General features: G+C 65.5%; 16 protein-coding genes and 2 pseudogenes. 17 read left to right on the top strand and 1 reads right to left on the bottom strand.

Translation table 11 applies throughout. The annotated features are described in order from the left end of the window. Positions 1 to 93: 93 nt before the first annotated feature. The 3 genes and pseudogenes from ACETII_RS05170 to ACETII_RS05160 form a co-directional block, all read left to right on the top strand. Positions 94 to 537 (top strand): annotated as a pseudogene (locus ACETII_RS05170) (HdeD family acid-resistance protein); the annotation flags it as partial. Between the two features lie 201 nt (positions 538 to 738). Beyond that, positions 739 to 1,425: pseudogene (aqpZ, locus tag ACETII_RS05165) on the top strand (aquaporin Z); the annotation flags it as partial. 294 nt (positions 1,426 to 1,719) lie between these two features. Next, positions 1,720 to 2,109 carry an META domain-containing protein gene (locus tag ACETII_RS05160; RefSeq protein WP_472787365.1) on the top strand — a complete coding sequence of 130 codons (390 nt, stop codon included), beginning with the start codon at positions 1,720 to 1,722 and terminating at the stop codon, positions 2,107 to 2,109. Between the two features lie 3 nt (positions 2,110 to 2,112). Here the strand turns inward: ACETII_RS05160 and ACETII_RS05155 are convergent, their stop codons facing one another. After that, positions 2,113 to 3,687 carry a phytoene desaturase family protein gene (locus tag ACETII_RS05155; protein ID WP_472787364.1) on the bottom strand — a complete coding sequence of 525 codons (1,575 nt, stop codon included), beginning with the start codon at positions 3,685 to 3,687 and terminating at the stop codon, positions 2,113 to 2,115. 122 nt (positions 3,688 to 3,809) lie between these two features. Here ACETII_RS05155 and msrB point away from each other — a divergent pair, with 122 nt between their 5' ends. From msrB to ACETII_RS05085, 14 genes are all read left to right on the top strand, one after another. Then, a complete protein-coding gene (gene msrB / locus ACETII_RS05150; protein WP_363349833.1) occupies positions 3,810 to 4,223 on the top strand; it encodes a peptide-methionine (R)-S-oxide reductase MsrB in 414 nt (137 codons plus the stop codon). Between the two features lie 630 nt (positions 4,224 to 4,853). Continuing rightward, positions 4,854 to 6,590 (top strand): formate--tetrahydrofolate ligase, encoded by a 1,737-nt coding sequence (locus tag ACETII_RS05145; protein ID WP_363349832.1) that lies wholly within the window; start codon positions 4,854 to 4,856, stop codon positions 6,588 to 6,590. 102 nt (positions 6,591 to 6,692) lie between these two features. Beyond that, positions 6,693 to 7,886 carry an aminotransferase class V-fold PLP-dependent enzyme gene (locus ACETII_RS05140; RefSeq protein WP_363349831.1) on the top strand — a complete coding sequence of 398 codons (1,194 nt, stop codon included), beginning with the start codon at positions 6,693 to 6,695 and terminating at the stop codon, positions 7,884 to 7,886. Positions 7,887 to 7,973: 87 nt separating this feature from the next. Next, complete coding sequence (locus tag ACETII_RS05135; RefSeq protein WP_363349830.1) at positions 7,974 to 8,915, top strand: D-2-hydroxyacid dehydrogenase; 942 nt, start codon at positions 7,974 to 7,976, stop codon at positions 8,913 to 8,915. Positions 8,916 to 9,048: 133 nt separating this feature from the next. After that, positions 9,049 to 9,909 (top strand): NADP-dependent methylenetetrahydromethanopterin/methylenetetrahydrofolate dehydrogenase, encoded by an 861-nt coding sequence (locus ACETII_RS05130; protein WP_472787363.1) that lies wholly within the window; start codon positions 9,049 to 9,051, stop codon positions 9,907 to 9,909. 1 nt (position 9,910) lies between these two features. Beyond that, the gene (gene fchA, locus ACETII_RS05125; RefSeq protein ID WP_472787362.1) at positions 9,911 to 10,543 is read left to right on the top strand and encodes a methenyltetrahydrofolate cyclohydrolase; all 633 of its coding nucleotides are present in this window, start codon (positions 9,911 to 9,913) and stop codon (positions 10,541 to 10,543) included. Between the two features lie 58 nt (positions 10,544 to 10,601). Then, a complete protein-coding gene (locus ACETII_RS05120) occupies positions 10,602 to 11,774 on the top strand; it encodes a malate--CoA ligase subunit beta (RefSeq protein ID WP_363349827.1) in 1,173 nt (390 codons plus the stop codon). Between the two features lie 18 nt (positions 11,775 to 11,792). Further along, positions 11,793 to 12,680 carry a succinate--CoA ligase subunit alpha gene (sucD, locus tag ACETII_RS05115; protein WP_363349826.1) on the top strand — a complete coding sequence of 296 codons (888 nt, stop codon included), beginning with the start codon at positions 11,793 to 11,795 and terminating at the stop codon, positions 12,678 to 12,680. Between the two features lie 94 nt (positions 12,681 to 12,774). Then, the gene (locus tag ACETII_RS05110) at positions 12,775 to 15,519 is read left to right on the top strand and encodes a phosphoenolpyruvate carboxylase (protein ID WP_363349825.1); all 2,745 of its coding nucleotides are present in this window, start codon (positions 12,775 to 12,777) and stop codon (positions 15,517 to 15,519) included. A gap of 82 nt (positions 15,520 to 15,601) precedes the next feature. After that, positions 15,602 to 16,576 carry an HpcH/HpaI aldolase/citrate lyase family protein gene (locus ACETII_RS05105; protein ID WP_363349824.1) on the top strand — a complete coding sequence of 325 codons (975 nt, stop codon included), beginning with the start codon at positions 15,602 to 15,604 and terminating at the stop codon, positions 16,574 to 16,576. Between the two features lie 175 nt (positions 16,577 to 16,751). Beyond that, positions 16,752 to 18,107, top strand: a complete 1,356-nt coding sequence (locus ACETII_RS05100; RefSeq protein ID WP_472787361.1) for a glycerate kinase type-2 family protein — start codon at positions 16,752 to 16,754, stop codon at positions 18,105 to 18,107. A gap of 134 nt (positions 18,108 to 18,241) precedes the next feature. Further along, on the top strand, positions 18,242 to 19,093 hold the full coding sequence (locus tag ACETII_RS05095) for an NADPH-dependent oxidoreductase (protein ID WP_472787360.1): 852 nt from the start codon (positions 18,242 to 18,244) through the stop codon (positions 19,091 to 19,093). A 236-nt stretch (positions 19,094 to 19,329) separates the two neighbouring features. Beyond that, positions 19,330 to 20,667 (top strand): MFS transporter, encoded by a 1,338-nt coding sequence (locus tag ACETII_RS05090; protein WP_472787359.1) that lies wholly within the window; start codon positions 19,330 to 19,332, stop codon positions 20,665 to 20,667. 80 nt (positions 20,668 to 20,747) lie between these two features. Further along, a complete protein-coding gene (locus ACETII_RS05085; RefSeq protein WP_363349820.1) occupies positions 20,748 to 21,965 on the top strand; it encodes an LL-diaminopimelate aminotransferase in 1,218 nt (405 codons plus the stop codon). Positions 21,966 to 22,059: the final 94 nt, after the last annotated feature.

Raw genomic sequence — 22,059 nt, 5'->3', positions numbered from 1 at the left:
GTTGCAGGTTTAACCTCAACCCCTTCCGGTTGTCATTTGCGCGCCTATATTGTTAAGCTGATCGCGCAGTGAAATTATTTTGGAGCATGCGGCATGACAGTTTTTTCTTCGGCTGGTTTCCCCTCCGCCTCTGAGGCGGCCCCCCTACGGGACAAATGGGGTTGGATGGTCGCTTTTGGCGCCGTTCTCGCGCTTGCCGGCTTCGTCGCGCTCGGCAGCGTCGTCTGGGCGACCGTCGCCAGCGTCATGGTCGTCGGCGTCGCGATGGTCGTGAGCGGCATTGTCGAAATCGTCTATGCGGTCGCCGTGCGTTCCTGGAAGAAATTCTTCCTCTGGACCCTCATCGGCCTGCTCTATGTCGTCGGCGGCGTCGCCGTCATCGAGAACCCGATGCTGGCCGCGGGATTCCTGACGCTGCTGCTTGGCGCGGGGCTCGTCGCTTCCGGCCTGGTGCGCACCTTTCTCGCCTTCCAGCTTCCCAAGGACGCGCCCTGGGGCTTCGTCGTCTTTTCTGGGATCATCACCCTGCTGCTCGGCGGGATCATCCTCGCCCATTGGCCGGTGTCGAGCCTCTGGGTGCTCGGCACGTTCCTGGGCGTCGATCTGATCTTCGCCGGGGCGAGCTGGATGGGTTTCGGCTTGTCGCTCAAGCGCGCTGGCGACAATCGCGTCGGCGCCGTTTCGAGTCAGAGCAGCGCCACGGGTCCGCTCGTCGAGGGGTATGCGCCGGGCTTTGGCCGCAAGCTTTTCGCCGAATTTCTGGGCACGTTCTGGCTGGTGTTCGGTGGCGTCGGCAGCGCGCTGATTTCGGCGGGCTTTCCCCAACTCGGCATCGGCTTCACCGGCGTCTCCCTCGCCTTTGGTCTGACGGTCCTCACCGGCGCCTACGCCTTCGGCCCGATCTCCGGCGGCCATTTCAATCCGGCGGTGTCGCTGGGCCTCGCGACGGCCGGCCGCTTCCCGTGGAAGGAGCTCGGCCCCTATTGGATCGCCCAGCTCGTCGGCGCGACCTTCGCAGCCTTCGTGCTGCTCAAAATCATGCAAGGCAATATTGATTTCTCGCTCGCCAACGGCTTCGCCGCCAATGGCTACGACGAGCATTCGCCTGCAGGCTACACGTGGCAGTCCGGTTTCCTCATCGAAACCGTGCTGACGGGCTTCTTCCTGCTCGTCATTCTCGGCGTGACCGAAGGCCGCGCGCCGGTGGGCTTCGCGCCGATCTCGATCGGCCTCGCTTTGACGTTGATTCATCTCATTGACATTCCGGTCACCAACGCCTCGGTGAACCCGGCGCGGTCGACGAGCCAGGCGCTCTTTGTCGGCGGCTGGGCGATGGAGCAACTCTGGCTGTTCTGGGTCGCGCCGCTGCTCGGCGGCGTCATCGGCGGCCTGATCCACCGCTTCGTGCTGACGGACGAGGTCTGAGGCGACGGTCGTCATCTCCCCTCGGCCTCGTCCGTCGAGACGCGCGCTCGAGCGCGCGCCTCAGGATGAGGCCGAAGCGCTTGTTGCAAACGTAACGAGCCCCTCATGCTGAGGAGCCGCCGACAGGCGGCGTCTCGAAGCAGGAGGGGCCGCCGACAGGCGGCGTCTCGAAGCATGAGGAGCCGCCGACAGGCGGCGTCTCGAAGCATGAGGAGCCGCCGACAGGCGGCGTCTCGAAGCAGGAGGGGCGCGGTCGCCTGCTTGTCTGCGGGTCGCCGCTCAAAGGAGAATCTCATGCGCCTCTTGACGATCGCGGCGCTCCTTCTCGCGTCCTCTCTCGCCCTGGCCGCGCCCTCGCTGTTGGGGCAATGGCGCATCGTCGCGATCGCGGGCGTGGAGAAGGTCGACATGGCGCGGACCCGCGCAGATTTTGCACAGAACGGCCGCTACGCCTCCACCATCGGCTGCAACCGGATCGCGGGGAAGGCTATCGTTTCCTCAGACAGGCTGAGCTTCGGGCCCATGATGACGACGCGAATGGCGTGCCCAGACCCGCTCGATCGCGTCGAGCGCGCCTATCTGGCGGCTTTGCAGGCCGTTCGCGGCTACAGGTTCGAGGGCGGAAAGCTCGCCCTTGTCGGCGAAGACGGCGCGGCTCTGGTGACGCTGGTGCGCCTCCGGTAAGCGCTACGCCGGCAAAGGCGCCTCCAGCCTCCGCGCCGCAAGGCGCGCCGCCTCCGCGCCAGACAACATGGCGCCGTTGAAGCCATGTTCGCCGCCGAAAGCCGAGGCGAGAAAGAGCCCGCCGATCGGCGTCGCCGGCGTGCGCGGAAAGCCCATCAGGATCGGCTCATCCGGGGGCAGGGGGGCGAAGCCATAGACGGCGCCCTCCGGCGTGTTGAGATAGCTCGACATGGAGAAGGCGTTGAGCAGCATGCGCGAAGTCACGAGGCCCGAGAAACCGGGATAATCCTGCTCGAGCCGCGCCTGAATGGCGTCCAGCCAGGCCGCGCGGCGCGAGATCCCCTCTTCCTTCGATAGGCCCTTCCAATTGTCCAAACGATCGAGGCCGAGGACGCTCAAGAGAACCGGCGGCTCGTCCCACAGGCTGGAGTCGACCGCCGTAAAATTCGAAACGGCGTGGAGCGGCAGTTCGCCCTTCGGCATGTCCGCCATCGCCGTTGCGCCGTCGCCATATTGGTCGAAGCGGCCCATGGTCGAGGGCATGTTGATCGACAGGAAATTGGAAAGGCCCACTGTCGACGGCTTGGCGCTCAGGCCGAAATTGGCGGAGAACAGCGAGGTCGACAGCGGCCGGGCGCCGAAGGCTTCCTCCATCCTGGCGCGGGCGGGCGGCGCCATCATCGCCGCCGCCGTCGTCGGCGCGCAATTGGCCATCACGACGCGGGCTTCGATGCGCTCCTCATTGTCGCCCGCGCGCCGCGCGACATGGCGCACCGCGATGGCGTTTCCATCGGCGTCGGTCTCGATCTCCGTGACGAGCCGGCCCATCCGCACCTGGCCGCCGGCCTTAGTGATGCATTTGGCGAGCTTGAGGCTCAGCTGCCGCGAGCCGCCCTTGATATAGGCGCCTCCCGAAGCGATGTAGCCGCCCTGCGCCAGCGCATAATAGATCCACCACAGCCGGCGGGGATCGTCGCCGTAATAGAGAAGATTGGCGCCGAGCGCGCATTTGAGGCCCTCGGCCCCGACGAAATCGCGCGTAAAAATCTCGTCCAGCGAATTCATCCATCCGTCAGCGGCCGGCTGAACCTCCCACAATCCGCGCGTGAACTTGGCGAGCGACCCTTCCTCGCGCGCTTGTTTCAGGTTCCACAGCGCGTCGTGAATTTGTTCCACTTCGCCCAGGAACCGCTTGATGGCGGCGTTCTTGTCGGGGAAACGCGCGGCGAGCGCGTCATGGGCGGCCTCGAAGCCCACCGGTAGTTCAAAAGGCTCGCCAATCGGGCCGCCGCTCACCTTGTAAAGCGGGCCGGTCGGAAGCCATTCGATCTCGTCGAGAATGCCGAGCCTGCTCAAGATGTCGTGTTTCACGTCCCGCGGATTTCGCGCGTCCGAGGTCTGATGCAGCGACGCCTCGACCCAGAGGTCGCCGACCTTATAGACCGAGGCCGCGCCGCCGAGGCTGAAATTGCGCTCGAGCAGGCAGACGCTGTAGCCGGCCTCGGCGAGCAGCGCGCCCGCGGTGAGCCCGCCCAGTCCGGAGCCGATCACCACGGCGTCGAATTTCTTGTCGCTCATTTTCAGGCGTCGCCTATGTTCGTGTCTGTCCGAGCCCAAACGGCGCGGTCTGGCCAAAGCCGGAATCGGCGCCAACATAACATGGCGTCGCGCGAGAGCGCGGCCTCCCGGAGGAAGCGTCAATGACAGAAGAAAGTTTCCCCGTCACGCGGACCGACGACGAATGGCGCGCGCGTTTGACGCCCGAGCAATATCAGGTGATGCGCGGGCATGGCACCGAGCGGCCGGGGAGCTGCGCGCTCAATCACGAGAAAAGAGCGGGCGTGTTCGAATGCGCGGGCTGCGACCAGCCGCTTTTCCGCTCGGGCCAGAAGTTTGAAAGCGGCACCGGATGGCCAAGCTTTTTCGATCCTTTGCCGGGGGCGCTCGGCACGACGGTGGACCGCGGCTACGGCATGGTGCGCACCGAAGTGCATTGCAGCCGCTGCGGCTCCCACCTCGGCCATGTATTTCCCGACGGCCCGCCGCCAACGGGGCTGCGCTATTGCATCAATGGGGTGGCGCTGAATTTCGTGCCGGAAATCGCGCCCGCGTGATAAGGCTTGCTGATCGCCCGATAGAGCGGGCGATGCGACAGGCAGGTGCGACAAAAATTTTTTTTACCTGCCTGTTTCCCGCCAGATGGCGCCCCGCCGCCTCCCGTCCTGGACGGGGCAGGGCGGGGCCGACCTGACCGCGCGATCACGATGTAGCCAGCTGCGCGCCCATCGTCTCGGTCTGATGGGAATGACATTATACGAAGTATTTGCAACGTATTCTCAGTTTTGTCGCCGCGCCCCATGCCTACCTCTTCGGATAGGCTAAGGGTAGCAGCGGGTCCCGGCTTGAAGAATATGCGGCGCCTGCGATCGGCGTCGTCGCGCGAGCGGGAAAGGTCAGATTGCTGCGTTGCAGCGTTGCCGGCGCGCGCGTGAATGGCTGCTTGACGGGCAATTTTTATTGCCGTCATACGGAGCGCTGCAATCAAGGACGTTCGATGGGCTCATTGCATGCGGCGGAGGGTCCGGGCGCGAGTCGGGCATCGATGGGCCGAGAGCGAACTTAAAGCGACGGTCGTTTGAAGAGGCCGCGGACGCGATGACGGCGGGACGCCTCCGCCGCGCGCGCATCGGGGGTCGATAATTTCCAGAGCCTGGCAGCACGGGCTCGAGAGGGAGTGGAGCTATATGTCGTCAACTACGTCAGCCGCCGCGCCGGGCGCGAGCGGGAAAGACAACCAGCACCTTTCGCCCAAGTCCGATATTGAGATTTCCCAGGCCGCCAAGATGCGGCCGATCGTCGACGTCGCCCGCGACAAGCTCGGCATTCCGGCCGAGCACATCCAGCCCTATGGCCATTACAAGGGCAAGATTGCGCTCGACTACATCGCCTCGCTCGAAGGCAAGCCCAACGGCAAGCTCATTCTCGTCACGGCCATCACGCCGACCCCCGCCGGCGAAGGCAAGACGACGACGACTGTCGGCCTCACCGACGGCCTCAACTACATCGGCAAGAAGGCGCTTTGCTGCCTGCGCGAGCCCTCGCTCGGCCCCTGCTTCGGCGTGAAGGGCGGCGCGGCTGGCGGCGGCTACGCCCAGGTCGTGCCGATGGAGGACATCAACCTCCACTTCACCGGCGACTTCCACGCCATCGGCGCGGCGAACAATCTGCTCGCGGCCCTGATCGACAATCACGTCTATTGGGGCAATTCGCTCGGCCTCGACACGCGCCGCATTTCCTGGCGCCGCGTCGTCGACATGAACGACCGCGCGCTGCGCTCGATCGTCTCCTCGCTCGGCGGCGTCTCCAACGGCTTCTCCCGCGAGGACGGTTTCGACATCACGGTCGCCTCGGAAGTCATGGCGATCTTCTGCCTGGCGTCGGACTTCGCCGACCTGCAGAAGCGTCTCGGCAATATCGTCGTCGGCCAGACCCGCGAGAAGAAGAACATCCGCGCTTCCGAATTGAAGGCCGCGGGATCCATGGCGGCGCTGCTCAAGGACGCCATCGCCCCCAATCTCGTGCAGACGCTCGAGAATAATCCGGCGATCATTCACGGCGGCCCCTTCGCCAACATCGCCCATGGCTGCAACTCGGTCATCGCCACCAAGTCGGGCCTGAAGCTCGCCGACTATGTGGTGACGGAAGCCGGCTTCGGCGCCGATCTCGGCGCCGAGAAGTTCTTCGACATCAAGTGCCGCAAGGCGGGCCTCAAGCCCGACGTCACGGTGATCGTCGCGACGATCCGCGCCCTCAAGATGCATGGCGGCGTCGCCAAGGACGATCTGAAGGCCGAGAATGTCGCGGCGGTCGAGAAGGGCTTCGAGAATTTGAAGCGCCACATCGGCAACGTCCGCAAGTTCGGCGTGCCGGTGCTGGTCTCGATCAACAAGTTCTCCTCCGACACGCCGGCCGAAATGGAGGCGCTCAATCGTCTCTGCAAGGCGGAAGGCGTCGACTGCGTCGTGGCGGACAACTGGGGTTCCGGCGGCGCCGGCGCGGCGGATCTCGCCCGCGCGGTGGTGCAGACGATCGAGGCGCAGCCCTCGAAGTTCAAGCCGCTCTACGCCGACGAGCTGCCGCTCGCCGAGAAGGTGCGCACGATCGCCAAGGAGCTCTACGGCGCCGCCGACATCTCCTATGATTCGAGCATCAAGTCGCGCTTTGCGGAACTGGAGAAGGAGGGCTTCGGCCATCTGCCGGTCTGCATCGCCAAGACGCAATACAGCTTCTCGACGGATCAGAACGCCAAGGGCGCGCCCTCCGGCCATACGATCCCGATCCGCGAGCTGCGCCTCTCCGCCGGCGCGGAGTTCGTCGTCGTGGTCTGCGGCGACATCATGACCATGCCCGGCCTGCCGAAGGTTCCGGCCGCCAACAATATCGAGGTGGGCGCGGACGGCCGCATCTCGGGCCTGTTCTAAAGGCCGCGCGCCGGTCTGCCGGCGCTTCAAAAAAAACGCCGGCCGGCGCTTTGCGCCGGCGGACTCCATTGAAACCCAGAAAAGCTCGAAGGGAGCTCACAAATGTCCAATTCCAGAATTCCGGGCCGCAATTTCCTCTTCGTCCCGGGCCCGACCAATCTTCCCGACCGCGTCGTGCGCGCGATGATGGTCGCCTCGGAAGACCATCGCTCGCCCATCTTCCCGGATCTGGTGAAGCCGCTCTTCCCGCAGCTCAAGAAGGTCTTCGAGACCGAGAAGGGTCACGCCTTCATCTTCCCGGCGTCGGGCACCGGCGGCTGGGAAGCGGCGATCACCAACACGCTGTCGCCCGGCGACAAGGTGCTGGCGCAGCGCTTCGGCCAGTTCTCGCATCTGTGGATCGACCTCGCCAACCGTCTCGGCCTCGAGGTCATCAAGCAGGAGCTCCCCTGGGGCACGGGCAATGATCCGGCGCTGATCGAAGAGACGCTGAAGGCCGACAAGAATCACGAGATTAAGGCCGTCTTCGCCACCCACAACGAGACCGCCACCGGCGTGACCTCCGACATCGGCGCGGTCCGCAAGGCCATCGACGCCGCCAAGCATCCGGCGCTGCTCTTCGTCGACGGCGTGTCCTCGGTCGCCTCGCTGCCCTTCCACATGGACGAATGGGGCGTCGACGTCATCGTGTCGGGTTCGCAGAAGGGCTTCATGCTGCCGGCCGGCCTGCTGCTGATGGCGGCGAGCCCCAAGGCGATCGAAGCCGGCAAGACCAACAAGTCGCGCCGCGCCTACTTCGAATTCCAGGACATGATCAAGAACAACGAGACCGGCTACTTCCCCTATACGCCGTCGATCCCGTTGCTGCACGGCCTCAAGGAAGCGCTGTCGGTCCTCTTCGAAGAGGGTCTCGACCAGGTCTACAAGCGCCACCATCACCTCGCCGAGGGCGTTCGCGCCGCGGTCGCGGCCTGGGGCCTGAAGACCTGCGCCAAGGAGCCGAAGTGGAATTCGGACACCGTCACCGCCATCGTGGTGCCGGAAGGCTACAACGCCGCCAAGGTCATCGAGACCGCCTACAAGCGCTACAACCTCGCGCTCGGCGCCGGCCTCTCCGAGGTCGCGGGCAAGGTGTTCCGCATCGGCCATCTCGGCGACCTGAACGAGCTCATGCTGCTCGGCGCCATCGCTGGCGCTGAAATGGCGATGCTCGACAACGGCATCAAGGTCGAGGCCGGCTCCGGCGTCGCGGCGGCCCAGGCGGTCTATCGCGCCAACCCGCTGCTCAAGATGTAATTCGACAACGCCCTCTCCCCGCACGCGGGGAGAGGGCCTCTCCCGGAGAGGGAGACCGCCGCAAGAAGAATGACAAGGGGGAAGTTGATGTCGCACAAAATCGTTTTTCTCGATCGCGAAACGCTCGACGCCAATGTGCGCAAACCGAATTTCCCGCATGACTATACGGAATATGCGCAGACTTCGCCCGACCAGATCGTCGAGCGCGCCAAGGACTGCGACATCATCATCACGAATAAAGTGCCGCTGCGCGAAGCGACGCTGAAGCAGCTGCCGAAGCTGAAGCTCATCGCCGTCGCCGCCACCGGCACCGACGTGATCGACAAGGCCTATACGACGGCCAATGGGATCACCGTCTCCAATATCCGCAACTACGCCTACAATACGCTGCCCGAGCATGTGTTCGCGCTGATCTTCGCGCTGCGCCGCAATCTCGTAAACTATGTCGACAGCGTGCGACACGGCCGCTGGGGCTACGCCAATCAGTTCTGCTATTTCGACTATCCGATCTACGACATCGCCGGCTCGACGCTCGGCATCATCGGCTATGGCGCGCTCGGCAAGCAGGTCGAGACCCGCGCCCAGGCGCTCGGCATGAAGGTTCTGATCAACGACGTCACCGACATTCCGGGAAAGGTCGACGTCGCGACCATCCTGCGCGAAGCCGACGTCGTCACGCTGAACATTCCGCTGACGCCGCAGACCAAGAACATGATCGGCGCGAAAGAGCTCGCCTCGATGAAGAAGACCGCCTGCATCATTAATACGGCGCGCGGCGGCATCATCGACGAAGAGGCGCTCGCCGACGCGCTGCGCAAGGGCGTCATCGCCGGCGCGGGCCTCGACGTCTTGACCGTCGAGCCGCCGAAAAACGGCAATGTGCTGCTCGATCCGACGATCCCCAATCTGATCATCACGCCGCATGTCGCCTGGGCGTCCAAGGAGGCGATGCAGGTGCTCTCAGATCAGCTCATCGACAATATCGACGCCTTCGTCGCGGGCGACCCGCGCAATGTGGTGACGGCGTAAGGGGCGCGCGGGCTGCGGCGGCGCCGTCAGCCGGAAGGGCGCCTTGAGCGCCCGCAACATTATCGAACGTCCCGGCGCGGATAGCCGGGACAGGCCCGGCCATGACGGGCTGCGTGGTCCGCTGGAGAGATTGATGACCAAGAAGCTTCTTTTCCTTTTCGACACCGACCCCGTCGCCAGCGTTTTCGACACTGTCGTCGGCTATGACGGCGGCGCCGATCACATCATCGGCTACGGCGCCGTGACGCCCGAGAACGTCGGCGCGCTCGTCGACGGCTGCATCTACACGCGCGGCCCGAAGGAGAAGCAATATACGGCGATCTTCGTCGGCGGCGGCTCGATGGTCGCGGGCGAGGCGGTGTTCAAGGCGGTGAAGAAGCGCTTCTTCTCGAATTTCCGCGTCTCCGCCATGCTCGACTCGAACGGCTCCAACACGACGGCCGCGGCAGGCGTCGCGCTGCTCGCCAAGGCGGGAAATCTCAAGGGCAAGAAGGCGGTCGTGCTCGCCGGCACCGGCCCCGTCGGCATGCGCGCCGCCGCCATGCTGAATATCGAGGGCGCGGAAGTCGCCATCACCTCGCGCCAGAAGTCGCGCGCCGAGGCCGCCGCCCAGGCGATCCAGGAGCGTTTCGGCTTCACGCCCACGGCGATCGAGGCCCCTGACAACGCCGCCCGCGCCAGCGCCGTCAAGGGCGCGCAGATCGTCTTCGCGGCGGGCGCGATCGGCGTGCCGCTCCTCGACGAAAAGGACTGGCAGAACGATCCGACGATCGAACTCATCGCCGATTGCAACGCGCAGCCGCCGCTCGGCGTCGGCGGCGTCGAAGCGATCGACAAGGCCAAGGAGCGCCACGGGAAGATCGTCATCGGCGCGCTCGGACTCGGCGGCCTGAAGCTCAAACTGCATCGCGAATGCGTCGGCAAGCTCTTCGAGAGCGCCGACAAGGTGTTCGACTGCGAAAACATTTACGCCCAAGCGAAAGAACTGGCCTGAGATGAGCGCGAAGACTGAAACGATCGGCAAATTCCTCGACGAACTCGCGAGCGACGCGCCGACCCCCGGCGGCGGCGGCGCGGCGGCGCTCTCGGGCGCGATGGGCGCGGCGCTCGTCTCGATGGTCTGCAATCTGACCATCGGCAAGAAGAACTATGAAGCGGTCTCCGAGGACCTGAAAAAGACTCTGGCCCGCGCCGAAGCGCTACGCGCCGAACTGACAAAGGGCATCGACGAAGACGTCGTCGCCTTCAACACGCTGATGGGCGCCTATGGCCTGCCGCGCGCCACCGAGGAAGAAAAAGCGAAGCGCTCCGAGGCGATCCAGCACGCCCTGAAGGCCGCGACGCTCGCGCCGCTCGCGACCTGCAAGGTCTGCTACGAGGTGATCGCTCTGTCGAAGGAAGCCGCCGACAAGGGCAATCTCAACGTGATCAGCGACGCCGGCGTCGCCGTGCTCGCCGCCAACGCCGGCCTGCGCAGTTGCGCGCTGAACGTCTTCATCAACGCGAAGTCCATCAAGGACCGCGACTTCGCCGAGAAGCAGCTCGCCGAGGTCAATGCGTTGCTCGCCAAGGCGAACGCCGAGACGGAAGCGGTCTACGAGGTCGTCAAAGGCAAGATCGGCGGCTGACGCGATGCGCGCCAACGCCGCCCAATAACCGCGAAGAACGCGAGGAAGGAACGGGGAAATGGACGTCCACGAGTACCAAGCGAAGGAAATTCTGGCGGCGCATGGCGTAGCCATCCCGCCGGGCACCGTGGCGTTCAGCCCGGATCAGGCCGTCTACGCGGCGACCGAACTCGGCGGCTCGCATTGGGTGGTGAAGGCGCAAATTCACGCCGGCGCGCGCGGCAAGGCGGGCGGCGTCAAGCTGTGCCGCACCTATCACGAGGTCCAGCAGGCGGCGCGCGATCTGCTCGGAAAGCGCCTCGTCACGTCGCAGACGGGCCCCGAGGGCAAACCCGTCCAGCGCGTCTATGTCGAAGTCGCCGATCCTTTCGAGCGCGAGATTTATCTCGGCTTCGTGCTCGACCGCAAACTCGAGCGCGTGCGCGTCATCGCCTCGAAGCACGGCGGCATGGACATTGAGGAGATCGCCCGCACCGCGCCGGACGAAATCCTGCAGGTGATCGTCGAACCGGCCGTGGGTCTGTTGCAGTTCCAGGCGCGCGAGCTCGCCTTCCAGCTCGGCCTCAATCTCAAGCAGGTCTCTCGCGCGGTGCAGACCATCATGGGCGCCTATCGCGCGTTCCGCGACAATGACGCGACCATGCTCGAGATCAACCCGCTGGTCATCACCAAGGACGACAAGGTGCTCGCGCTCGACGCGAAAATGTCCTTCGACGACAATGCGCTGTTCCGCCGCCGCAACATCGTCGACATGAACGATCCCTCACAGAGCGATCCGCGCGAGGCGCAGGCGCATGAGCACAGCCTGAATTACATCGGGCTCGACGGCGAGATCGGTTGCATCGTCAACGGCGCGGGCCTCGCCATGGCGACGATGGACATGATCAAGCACGCCGGCGGCAATCCGGCGAACTTCCTCGACGTCGGCGGCGGCGCCTCGCCCGAGCGCGTGGCCACGGCCTTCCGCCTCGTGCTTTCGGACCGCCGCGTGAAGGTGGTGCTCGTCAACATCTTCGCCGGCATCAACCGTTGCGACTGGGTTGCGCAGGGCGTCGTCGACGCGGTGCGCGCCGAGCGCATCGAGGACGTGCCGCTGGTCGTGCGCCTGGCCGGCACGAATGTCGAGGCCGGGAAGAAGATCATTTCCGAGAGCGGCATCCCGATCATCCAGGCGGATACGCTCGCCGAGGCCGCCGAGAAGGCCGTCGCCGCTTACAAAAGCGTGAAGTAAGGGCGGGGGAAGGACATCATGAGCATTCTCATCGACGAAAAAACGCCCATCCTCGTCCAGGGCATCACCGGCGACAAGGGCAGCTTCCACACCAAGGAGATGATCGACTACGGCAGCAAGGTCGTGGCCGGCGTCACGCCCGGCAAGGGCGGCAAGACCCATCACGGCGTGCCGGTGTTCAACACGGTGAGGGAAGCCGTGCGTGAGACGGGCGCCCAGGCCTCGATCACCTTCGTCGCGCCGGCCTTCGCGGCGGACGCGATCATGGAGGCCGCGGACGCCGGCATTCGCCTGATCTGCTCGATCACCGACGGCATTCCGGCGCAGGACATGATGCGCGTGAAGCGCTATTTCCTGCGCTTCCCCAAGGATCGCCGCCCGATGATGGTCGGGCCGAATTGCGCGGGCATCATCTCGCCGGGGAAGGCGATGCTCGGCATCATGCCGGGGCATATCTACAGCCGGGGGCCGGTCGGGCTCATCTCTCGTTCTGGCACGCTCGGCTATGAAGCCGCCTCGCAGCTCAAGGCGCTCGGTCTCGGCATCACGACGTCGGTCGGCATCGGCGGCGATCCGATCAACGGCTCGTCCTTCCTCGATCATCTGGTCCTGTTCGACAAGGATCCCGAGACCGAGGCGGTGCTGATCATCGGCGAGATCGGCGGCCCGCAGGAGGCCGAGGCCGCGGCCTGGATCAAGGAGAACTTCTCCAAGCCGGTGATCGGCTTCGTCGCCGGCCTCACGGCCCCGAAGGGCCGTCGCATGGGCCATGCGGGCGCGATCATTTCGGCGGCTGGCGACAGCGCGGCCGAGAAGACCGAGATCATGAAGTCCTACGGTCTGACCGTCGCGCCCAATCCGGCGGAGTTCGGCACGACCGTCGCGAAGGTGCTCAAGCGCGCCTGATGCAGGCTTTGCGCCGGCGACACCGTCCTGCGGGACGCCGGCGCGGCCATCCCGCCGCCCCGAGAGGCGTTTCAAAGACGCGCATGGAGTTTTCATGACCGAGACAGAGAACACGAGACGCGCGATCAGCCTGCCCTCGGCTTTCGCCACGCGTTCCGTCACGGAGGCGTCGGCCTTTCTGCGCGAACAATTGCTCGCCGTCATCCGCCGCCATATGCCGGAGATCGAAGCCGTCGTGCGCGACAACAAGGCCGGGGCGGGGCTCGCGCCGCGGCAGATGGCGCGCGCGCTGCAGGCGCAGGGCATTATTTTCCAGCTCGTCTCCATTGCGGAACAGGCCTACGCCATGCGTCGGCGGCGCCGTATCGAGCGCGAGAAGGGCCACGACAAGCTGCTGGGCACTTTCGATTATGTGCTCTCCAGCGCGGCGAGCGCGGGGGTCGGCGCCGCCGAGGTTCACGCGCAATTGCAGACGCTGCGCATCCGGCCGGTCATCACTGCGCATCCGACCGAGGCGAAGCGCGTCTCGATCCTGGAAAAATATCGGCGCATCTATCTGCTGATGCGCGAATTGGAATCGACGCGCTGGACCGACCGCGAGCGCGAGGCGCTGGTCAAGTCGATTTACGATCAGGTCGAACTCTTGTGGCTCACGGGCGAATTGCATCTCGAGAAGCCGACGGTCGAACATGAAGTCGCCTGGGGACAGCATTTCTTCCAGGAGAGCATTTTCGATCTGGCGCCAGAGCTGCTCTCCTCCTTCGAGCGGGCGCTGAAGCGTCATTACCCCAGTGAGAAATTCGAGGTTACGCCTTTCTTCCAGTTCGGCTCCTGGATCGGCGGCGACCGCGACGGCAATCCTTTCGTCACCAATGAGGTGACGCGCCGCACCATGCGTCAGAACGCGACGGCGAGCCTCAATTACTACCGCACGCGCGTCGTCGATCTCGTGCGCATGCTGTCGATCAGCGAGCGCGCCGCCGTCATCCCGCCGGCCTTCAAGGAAGAGCTGTCGCGCCGTTTGGCGCAGCTCGACGACGGCGCGGCCATCGCCCAGCGCAATCACAACGAACCCTATCGCCAGTTCGTCACCACGATTCTGCGCAAGATCGACCATACGCTCGCGGCGGCCAATGACGAGCCGGTTTCCGGGCCGCGCTACACCAGCGCCGACAAGCTCATTGGCGATCTCTTGATGCTCGAGGCCGCGCTGGTCGAAGCGAAGAGCGAGGCGCTGGCGACCGATCTGGTGCGCCCGCTGCGCCGCGCCGTCGAAATCTTCCGCTTCAGCACGGTGCGTCTCGACATTCGCCAGAACACGACGCGCACCACCGCAGCACTGCAGGAATTGTGGCGCCTCAAGACGGAAGGGCAGACGCCGCCGGACGTGCGGTCCGACGAATGGCGCGCCTGGCTCTTGAAGGAGCTCGATGCGCCGCGCGCCGCGCCGATCCCGCGCGATGCGCTCACCGCCGACACGCGCGACGTCATCGAAATGTTCGAGGTCGTGGCGGACATGCGCGCGCGTCTCGACCGCGAAGCCTTCGGCAGCTTCATCCTGTCGATGACCTCCTCGGCAGAGGACGTTCTAGGCGTTTATCTTCTCGCCAAGGAGGCCGGCCTCTTCGCCGACGCCGCCGGGGTCGACCACCTCACTTTGCCGGTCGTCCCGCTCTTCGAGACGATCTCCGACCTTCAGGACGCGCCCGCGATCATGCGCGATCTGCTCGCCATTCCTGTCGTTCGCCGCAGCACCCAGGCGCAGGGCGATCTGCAGGAAGTGATGATCGGCTATTCAGACAGCAACAAGGACGGTGGCTTCCTGTCGTCGAACTGGGAGCTGTTCAAGGCGCAGGCGCGCCTGACCGAAGTCGGGCAGGAGATGGGCGTCGCCATCGCCTTCTTCCACGGCCGCGGCGGCTCGGTTTCTCGCGGCGGCGCCCCCACGGGCCACGCGATCGCGGCGCAGCCGGCGGGTTCGATCCGCGGCCGCTTCCGCGTCACGGAGCAGGGCGAGGTCGTCTCCTTCAAATACGCCAACCGCGGCACCGCGGCCTATCAGATGGAGCTCTTGGCCTCCTCGGTCTTCGCTCATGCGCTGCGCTCCGAGCGTGAAGAAGCTTTGGTGCCGCGCAAGGAGTTCGACGAGGCGCTCGAAGAGATCTCCGCGGCCTCCTTCGCCAAATATGCGGAGTTGGTCGCCGATCCCGACCTTGTCGCCTATTTTCAGGCGGCGAGCCCGCTCGAAGAAATTTCGCTGCTCAACATCGGTTCGCGGCCGGCGCGACGCTTCGGCGCGAAGAGCCTCGCCGATCTGCGCGCCATTCCCTGGGTCTTCGCCTGGGCGCAAAATCGCCATTCCATCACCGGCTGGTATGGCGTCGGCTCGGGCCTGAAAGCGTTTCTCGACGCGCGCGGCGACCGCGGGCTCGAGCTTCTGCGCTGGATGTTCGAGGATTCGCGGATGTTCCGCCTCATCCTCGACGAGGTGGAGAAGACGCTGGCGCTGGTCGATCTTTCGATCGCCAGGCAATACGCCAGCCTCGTCGCCGACGAAGCCGCGCGCGAAAAGATCTTCAAGCTGATCGAGGACGAATATGCGTTGACGCGCGACATGGTCCTGCGCGTCACCGGCGATCGCGAACTGACCGAGCGGTTCAAGGAATATGCCGCGCGGCTCACGCATCGTCTCTCCGTCATCAATGAAGTCAATCGCGAGCAGGTCGAACTCTTGCGCCGTTTCCGCTCGGCGCAGGACGAAACCCAGAAGGAGGACGTGAAAGTGCCTCTGCTCATCTCGATCAGCTGCATCGCCGCGGGCCTCGGGGCCACCGGCTAAATGCATCCTGGCGCGCCTCTCAGGGTCCCTTTTCGGATCGAGGCGCATCTTTGAAACTTAGAGGAAGAAGGAAGGAAATCTTATGAGCTTTACCCTGATCGAACAGGCCACGCCGCGTCTGCACCGCTCCGAGCTCGCTGTCCCGGGCTCCGCGCCGGGCATGTTCGAAAAGGCCGCCCAGTCGAAGGCCGACGTCGTGTTCCTCGACCTCGAGGACGCAGTGGCGCCGGACGACAAGGAGCAGGCGCGCAAGAACATCATCCAGGGCCTCAATGACATCGATTGGGGCAAGAAGACCATGACGCTGCGCATCAATGGTCTCGACACGCATTATTGCTATCGCGACGTCGTCGACGTGCTCGAAGCCTGCCCGCGCCTCGACGTGGTGCTGATCCCCAAGGTCGGCGTGCCGCAGGACGTTTACGCCATCGACATGCTGATCACCCAGATCGAGCAGTACAAGAAGCGCACCAAGAAGATCGGCATCGAGGTGCTGATCGAGACCGCGCTCGGCATGGCCAATGTGGAGGCGATCGCCCAGGCGTCGAAGCGCCTCGAAGCCATGTCCTTCGGCGTCGCCGACTACGCCGCTTCGACCCGCGCCCGCACCACCGTCATCGGCGGCGTGAACCCGGACTACGGCGTCTTGACCGACAAGAACGAGAAGGGCGAGCGCGATTATTACTGGATGGACCAGTGGCACGCCGCCCAGACCCGCATGATGGTCGCCTGCCGCGCCTATGGCCTGCGTCCGATCGACGGTCCGTTCGGCGACTTCAACGATCCGGAAGGCTACAAGGCCGCCGCCAAGCGCGCCGCGGTGCTGGGCTATGAGGGCAAGTGGGCGATCCATCCCTCGCAGATCGAGCTGGCGAACGAAGTCTACACTCCGTCGGAAGCCGAAGTCACCAAGGCCCGCCGCATTCTCGCGGCGATGGAAGAGGCTGCGAAGCAGGGCAAGGGCGCCGTGTCGCTCGACGGCCGCTTGATCGACATCGCCTCGATCCGCATGGCCGAGGCGCTGATCGAGAAGGCCAACGCCATCAGCGGTTCGTAATCGACAGCGCCCCCTCCCCAACCCTCCCCCGCTGACGCGGGAGAGGGAGCAGGTCGGGGCCTTCATCGACATTGCCGATCCGACCACGCTGATCGTGAGCGTCCCCTCTCCCGCGTGAGCGGGGGAGGGACAGGAAGGGGGTATTCCCCGACAGATTTCCGGAAGAAAGCGATCCATGTCCGCCGATCCCCGCCAGCTTCTCCGCGCCATGTTCGACGCCGCCGTCGGCGCCGCCCATCCGTCCCTTTGCCTGCCGTCGCACCTCGCCAAGATCGCGCCGCCCAAGGGACGCACGATCGTCATCGGCGCCGGCAAGGCGGCCGCCTCCATGGCGGCGGCGGTCGAGGAACATTGGAAGGGCGGACCGCTCGAAGGCCTCGTCGTCACCCGTTACGAGCATGGCGCGCCGACGAAGCAGATCGAGGTGATCGAGGCGTCGCATCCGGTGCCGGACGCGGCCGGCCGCGAGGCCGCCAAGCGCATTCTGCAGAAGGTGCAAGGGCTCACCCAAGACGATCTCGTGATCGCGCTTATTTCTGGCGGCGGTTCGGCGCTGATGGCGTTGCCGGCCGAGGGCGTAACGCTCGAAGAGAAGCAGGCGGTCAACAAGGCGCTCCTCAAGAGCGGCGCGAATATCTCCGAGATGAATTGCGTGCGCAAACATCTCTCCGCCATCAAGGGCGGCCGACTCGCCCGCGCCGCCGCGCCCGCGCGCGTCGTCGCCTTGATGATTTCCGACGTGCCGAACGACGACCTCTCGGTCATCGCCTCGGGTCCGACCGTCCCCGACCCGACGACCCGTGAGGACGCGCTCGCCGTCATCGCCAAATACAAGATCGACCCGCCGCCGGCGGTGCTCAAGCACCTTTCCAGCCCCGATTGTGAGACGCCGAAGCCGGGCGACGCGATCTTCGATCGGGTCGAGAACATCCTCATCGCGACGCCGCAGGGGTCGCTCGACGCCGCGGCCGCCGTGGCGAAGGCCGCGGGTTATACCCCCTGCATTCTGGGCGATCTCGAAGGCGAGTCGCGCGACGTGGCGCTGGTGCACGCCGGGATCGCCAAGCAGATTGCGCTGCACGGCCAGCCCTTCGAGCCGCCGGTCGCCATCATCTCGGGCGGCGAGACGACCGTGACCGTGCGCGGCAATGGCAAAGGCGGCCGCGACGCCGAATTCCTGCTGGGGCTGACGCTGGCGCTCGAAGGCTTTGGCGATATTTCCGCCATCGCCTGCGACACGGACGGGATCGACGGCGTCGAGACGAACGCCGGCGCCATCATGACGCCGGACAGCTATGCGCGCGCCCAGGCCAAGGGCGTCGACCTCAAGGCGCTCTTCGCCAATAACGACGCCTTCACGGCTTTCGAGGCGCTCGGCGATCTCGTCGTCACCGGCCCGACGCGCACGAACGTCAACGACTTCCGCGTGATTCTCGTGCCGAAGCGGGTTGGCGGGCATGGCGGCGGCGTCCCGTCGAAGGACGGTCAGACGGGGTCCAATCTGCTGCGCTGGTTGGGGCTCGCGCGATAAGGCCACTCATTGCTGCGCCGCGGCAAGGCCCTTGGAGCCGATCGCGGGCCTTGCTAGACTGACGCGGAAATGTCGCCGGGCTTGCAAGGCCCGGCGCGGCTTTCTGCGAAAGCGGCGTCCATCCCCGGAAGAACATGAACAAGCCCGTAAGCCCTGAAAATTTCGACGCGCGCGGCGCCGCCGCCATGTTCGAGCGCTATCGCCGCGCGGATGCGCCCAAGCCCGCGTTCTGGAACGACACGCTCGACCTCATCCTCGCGCATCGCTCGCACCGGAACTATCTCGATCAGCCGCTGCCGCCCGGCGCGCTGGAGACGATCGTGGCTGCCGCGCAATCCGCGTCCACTTCGTCCAATCTTCAGGTATGGAGCGTGGTCGCCGTCGAGGACGAAGCGCGCAAGACCCGCCTCGCTGACCTCGCCGGCGGGCAGAAACACATTCGCGACTGCAAGCTGCTCTTGATCTGGCTGTGCGATCTCGCGCGGCTCGACGCGCTCGCCAAGGACAAGGGCCGCGACGCGGCCGCGCTGCCCTATCTCGAAATCTTCATGACGGGCGTCGTCGACGCCGCGCTCGCCGCGCAAAACGCCGTCGTCGCGCTCGAGGCGCTGGGGCTCGGCTGCTGCTACATCGGCGCCATGCGCAACAAGCCCGAGGACGTGGCGAAGGAGCTGAACCTGCCGCCGAATGTCTTCGCCGTCTTCGGCATGACGGTCGGCGTGCCGGACCCCGCCGCCAACGCCGGCGTCAAGCCGCGCCTCGGCCAGGCCGCCGTGCTGCATCGCGAGCAGTATCAGTGGGGCGACGCCCAGCGCGAGGCGGTCGAGACGCTCGACCACGTGTTCAAGGACTTCCAGAAAGAGCAGGGCCTGCCCGAGCAGGGCTGGATCCGCCAGGTGCTCTCGCGCGTCCGTGGCCCGGATGCGATGAGCGGCCGCGATCGCATCCGCGAGGCGCTGAAGGCGCTCGGCTTCGAACTGCGGTGATGGCGATCCTTGAAGCGCGTGAGTGCGCCTTCTCCCCGGTCCAAGGCTGTCCCCACCCGTCGCCGCCGCGCGGCGACACCCTCCCCGCAAGGGGGAGGGAATGGAACACCGAGCGTGCGAATAATCTGCAGGGTTTCATGAGCGCTCGACGTTGATCCGCGCCCTCGCCGCTATCCCATCCCTCCCCTTTGCGGGGAGGGTGGCCCGCGAAGCGGGCCGGGTGGGGTCCAGGGACAATGCGCAATGCAAGTGAGAACCGCCTCGCGTCGCTGTCCATCGAGGGCGCTTTCGTGACCGAAACGCTGGTGAAATCCGAGCCGACAGTCGACGGCGAGCGCATCGTCGCCAAGGTCGCCTGGCGCCTCGTCCCCTTGCTGACGGCGGGCTTTTTCGTCGCCTATCTCGATCGCGTGAACGTCGGCTTCGCCGCGCTCACGATGAACAAGGAAATGGGCTTCACGCCGGCCTTCTACGGCTGGGCGGCAGGGGTCTTCTTCATCACGTACTGCCTCTTCGAGGCGCCCAGCAATCATGTGATGCACCGCGTCGGCGCGCGCCGCTGGATGGCGCGCATCATGGTGAGTTGGGGGCTGATCGCGGCGATCACCGCCTTTGTCTGGAGCGAGACGAGTTTCATCGTTCTGAGGCTGCTGCTCGGCGCGGCGGAGGCGGGCTTCGCGCCGGGCGTGATCCTTTATCTCACTTACTGGATTCCGGCCGCGCAGCGGGCGCGCATCCTGGCCGGTTTTCTGATCGCCGTTCCGCTTGGCAGCGCCGTGGGCGCGCCGATCTCGGGCGTCCTCCTCACGGTCATGGACGGCGTCGCCGGCGTCTCCGGCTGGCGCTGGCTGTTTTTCATCGAGGCGCTGCCCTCGATTGCGCTGGGCCTCGTCTGCTTCTTTTACCTCCCCGACCGTCCGGCCGAGGCGCGATGGCTCGCGCGCGACGAGCGTGATTGGCTCGAGGCGGAGCTTGCGCGCGAAGAGCCGTCTCACGACGAAGACTATTGGGGCGCGCTTCTCAACGGCCGCGTTCTCGCGCTCGGCGTCGCTTATTTCGGCGTCGTGATGGCGCTCTATGGCTTGAGTTTCTGGCTGCCGCAGATCGTCAAGGGCTTTGGCGCCAGCATCCTTGCGACGGGTTTTCTCGCGGCTGTCCCTTACGCCTTCGGCGCGCTCGCCATGTGGCTGTGGAGCAGAAGCTCGGACCACAGAGGCGAGACGGTCCGTCACACCGCGATTGTCTGCGTCCTCGGCGCAGTCGGCCTCGCTGGCGCGGCTTACGCCCCCACGCCCCTCGCCGCCATGATCGCGCTTACTGTCGCCGCTGTCGGCTCGGTGGCGGCGCTGCCGACCTTCTGGAGCTTCGCGACCCTTACGCTCGGCCCCGCCGACGCGGTCGTCGGGGTGGCGATGATCAATTCCATCGGCAATCTGTCGGGGCTTGCCGGGCCCTGGCTGGTTGGCCTTATAAAAGGCGCGACGGGAGAGTTTTCTGACGCCCTTCTCGCCCTCGCCCTGGGGCCGGCGCTGACGGCTGCGCTGATCCTGCGCGTCGCCCGCCGAGGGCGTTGAAACGGCCCAGCCGCGCGCGTCATTGCCGAAGCCGCGCAAAAACCGGTACAATCGCTGTTCCTGAATCGGAAAAGATCGAAATGTCGGATTTTTATCGCATCAAGCGCCTGCCGCCTTACGTCTTCGAGCAGGTCAACCGCCTGAAGGCCAAGGCCCGCGCCGGCGGCGCCGACATCATCGACATGGGCATGGGCAATCCCGATTTGCCGGCGCCGAAACATGTCGTCGAAAAGCTCGTGGAGACGGCCGGTCGCCCGCGCACGGACCGTTATTCCGCCTCCAAGGGCATCGCCGGCCTGCGCCGCGCCCAGGCGGCCTATTATCAGCGCCGCTTCGACGTGAAGCTCGATTCCGAGACGCAGATCGTTGCGACGCTCGGCTCCAAAGAGGGCTTCGCCAATATGGCGCAGGCGATCACGGCGCCAGGCGACGTCGTGCTCGTTCCCAATCCCTCCTACCCCATCCACGCCTTCGGATTTCTGATGGCGGGCGGCGTCATCCGCTCCGTGCCGTCGGCGCCCGGCCCGGCCTATTTCGCCGCGCTCGAACGCGCGATGATCCATTCGATCCCCAAGCCCATCGCCGTCATCGTCTGCTATCCGTCCAATCCGACGGCGGAAGTGGCGTCGCTCGATTTCTATAAGGATCTCGTCGCCTTCGCGAAGAAGCACGACATTTTCATCCTGTCCGACCTCGCCTATGCCGAGGTCTTCTTCGACAATGATCCGCCGCCCTCGGTCCTGCAGGTGCCGGGGGCCATCGACGTGACGGTGGAGTTCACGTCAATGTCCAAAACCTTCTCCATGGCGGGCTGGCGCATCGGCTTCGCGGTCGGCAATGAGCGGCTCTGCGCGGCGCTCGCGCGCGTCAAGAGCTACCTCGATTATGGGGCCTTCACGCCGGTTCAGGTCGCGGCGACCGCGGCGCTCAACGGCCCGGACGATTGCGTGCGCGAGATGCGCGCGATCTACAAGAAGCGCCGCGACGTGATGGTGGAGAGCTTCACGCAGGCCGGTTGGCCGATCCCGGCGCCCTCCGCCTCCATGTTCGCCTGGGCGCCGGTGCCCGAGCGTTTTCGAGGCATGTCGAGCCTCGACTTTTCGAAGCTCCTCATCGAAAAGGCCGACGTCGCGGTGGCCCCCGGCGAGGGCTTCGGCGAGAACGGCGAGGGCTATCTGCGGCTCGCTTTGGTCGAGAATGAACAGCGCATCCGACAGGCCGCGCGCAATCTCCGCCGCTTCTTCGAGACCGCCGATCAGCACCTTCACAACGTCGTGCCGCTCGCGGCGCGGGGATAGCGACGAAAGCCCCCTCCCCAACCCTCCCCCGCTTTCACGGGAGAGGGAGCAGATCGTGGCCTTCATCGAGTTCGATCGCGAGCGTCCCCTCTCC

It is taken from the genome of Methylocystis sp. NC52PC, from assembly GCF_055698645.1.
This window is presented reverse-complemented; position numbering and strand designations above follow the sequence as displayed.